This is a genomic window from Bartonella sp. AC62GZZY (genome assembly GCF_042196525.1).
Taxonomy (GTDB): domain Bacteria; phylum Pseudomonadota; class Alphaproteobacteria; order Rhizobiales; family Rhizobiaceae; genus Bartonella.
The window spans coordinates 1-1959 of the sequence record NZ_JBHIQN010000049.1; the positions used below are offsets into that span (position 1 = coordinate 1).

The 1959-nt window shown below is 36.3% G+C and carries 5 protein-coding genes; 3 read left to right on the top strand and 2 right to left on the bottom strand.

Annotated features, from left to right (window positions below; all coding sequences use genetic code 11):
- The first annotated feature begins 174 nt into the window (after positions 1 to 174).
- Genes ACFIML_RS09005 through ACFIML_RS09015 form a run of 3 tightly spaced genes read left to right on the top strand, consistent with a single transcriptional unit; the run spans position 175 to position 943 of the window.
- Positions 175 to 447 carry a toxin HicA gene (locus ACFIML_RS09005; RefSeq protein ID WP_273790312.1) on the top strand — a complete coding sequence of 91 codons (273 nt, stop codon included), beginning with the start codon at positions 175 to 177 and terminating at the stop codon, positions 445 to 447.
- Positions 437 to 754: a type II toxin-antitoxin system HicB family antitoxin gene (locus ACFIML_RS09010; RefSeq protein WP_004856761.1), complete on the top strand. Its 318-nt coding sequence runs from the start codon at positions 437 to 439 to the stop codon at positions 752 to 754. Before ACFIML_RS09005 ends, ACFIML_RS09010 begins: the two co-directional genes overlap by 11 nt.
- A 42-nt stretch (positions 755 to 796) precedes the next feature.
- Positions 797 to 943: a CopG family antitoxin gene (locus tag ACFIML_RS09015; protein WP_375686765.1), complete on the top strand. Its 147-nt coding sequence runs from the start codon at positions 797 to 799 to the stop codon at positions 941 to 943.
- 46 nt (positions 944 to 989) lie between these two features.
- Here the strand turns inward: ACFIML_RS09015 and ACFIML_RS09020 are convergent, their stop codons facing one another.
- Together ACFIML_RS09020 and ACFIML_RS09025 are read right to left on the bottom strand one after the other, a co-directional pair.
- A complete protein-coding gene (locus ACFIML_RS09020) occupies positions 990 to 1268 on the bottom strand; it encodes a hypothetical protein (protein WP_375686763.1) in 279 nt (92 codons plus the stop codon).
- Positions 1265 to 1959: antA/AntB antirepressor family protein (locus ACFIML_RS09025; protein WP_375688001.1), on the bottom strand; the 695-nt coding region annotated here is incomplete at its 5' end. The genes ACFIML_RS09025 and ACFIML_RS09020, both read right to left, overlap by 4 nt.

Here is a 1959-nt window from a genome sequence, read left to right on the forward strand (position 1 = left end):
ATAGCTGGCATTGCTTCAATAAATAAATTGAAATCGCGCATATTGAAAACATTATCACCAGCTACTGTTTTTGCTGCTTTAATCAACGCAACAAATGTTTCTCTTATCGTCTCACGGGGGGGCATGGGGGCTCCTGTTCAATTAAGTGCACAAAATGATTGACTAGGATTAATAATGATACTATCATTGGTTATGAGTAATAAAGTTGAAAAAATAATCAGCTTGATGAAAGCATCACCAAAGAACATTAAGTTTTCAGATTTGTTGGCTGTATGTGTCTATTTCTTTGGAGAACCACGGAACAATGGTACAAGCCACTTTGTTTTTAAAACACCGTGGCTTGGTGATCCTCGTGTGAATATTCAAAAAGATTCTGGTAACAAAGCAAAAGCTTATCAAGTCAAACAAGTCTTACAAGCGATAGAAAGGATGAAACATGAACAATAATCATTATACATATCGTGTTTTGTGGTCGCAAGAAGATGAGGAATATGTCGGATTGTGTGCAGAATTCCCATCCCTTTCATGGTTAGATGCTCAAGCAGAGAAAGCTTTAAAAGGTATTATGGACCTTGTTTCAGAAGTTGTTGAGGACATGCAACATAATGGAGAAGAAGTTCCTGTGCCTTTGTCACATGGTAAATATAGTGGTAAGTTTCAATTAAGAATACCACCAGAACTCCATAGAAAACTTGCAATACAAGCCGCTGAAAATGGTGTGAGTTTAAATAGATATATTTCTTCTAAACTTTGAATCTTTTAAAAGTCTATACGTACTAAAAGAAAACTAATTCTTATGAAAACCTCTAAATTAAAACAAATACCCGTTTTCAAGACGGATGAAGAAGCAGAAAACTTCGTTGATACTGCCGATCTTACAGATTATGACTTAACTAATTTTAAATCCGTTCATTTTGAGTTCTTACCTAAAGAAGTCTCTTGACTACCTCCCCACCTTTAACGATAGGGAGGGGAGTTTTGTTTTTAAGTTAAGCAACCTTTTTAATGGGGCTCTCGAAATTTGCTTCATAAGCGCGTAACAAAGAATCCATGCTATGCGGTAACTCTGAATCACCAAAATCTGTTAGAACTGTTAAGATTTTAAGCATACTTGGCATCTCATCTTGAAGTTTTAAAATCAAAACCTTTTCTATTAATTCCATAACTTCAACTATGGCATTACAATTTTCATCTCCAATGCTTCGATGATTGGAAAACTGAGACAATGCTATCCACAAATCGCATAAGAAATTGGTATCTATCTTCATTGCACACCTCCATGAATTTGCTCTCTCAAACATGCTAATCCTCTGGATGTGATTTTCGTTGAAGGGAGTACCTTTTCTGTACCATCAGGTCTTTGGATAGTAATAGCAGGACAATCCATGAATCCTTTCTTTATTTTGTCCTGATAAGGTAACAGAGGCGCCCCTGGAGCCCGCCGGTAAACCCAATCATGTTTACGTAAGTAATCCGTTAAATCCTTTGGTCGCAACTCTAACATCTTTGCGGCTTCAATTAAACCAAACAGACCATCAGAGCGTTTTAGACCCTCAAGTGCCTCTGCTTTTGGTGCTAATTCTGCAATAACATGATCTTTCTGCTCAATTTGACTTTGTAAATGGTTCAAGACACCAAGTAATGCTTCGGGTTTAGAGTAGTCAACTTGTGATGCAGCTATCTGTGGTGTTGCTACTTGTTTCAAAAGTCGTTCACATTTGATAAAGTATTGACGTGCTTCATGTCCTTTATCATTACGTTCGATCATGGAAAGGTGTTTAGCCATGTCTAATGTAATGTGGTATTCTTTTACCTTTCCACTGTTTTCTAAATTTTTAGAAAGCGCCACAAAGTCTATATTTTCTCGAAATTTACATTCTTTAATGCGATTTTTTATCCAATTTCTAAATTCCGATTTAACTTCCAAAAACGTATGCAATTCACGTGCATTAACAGTTT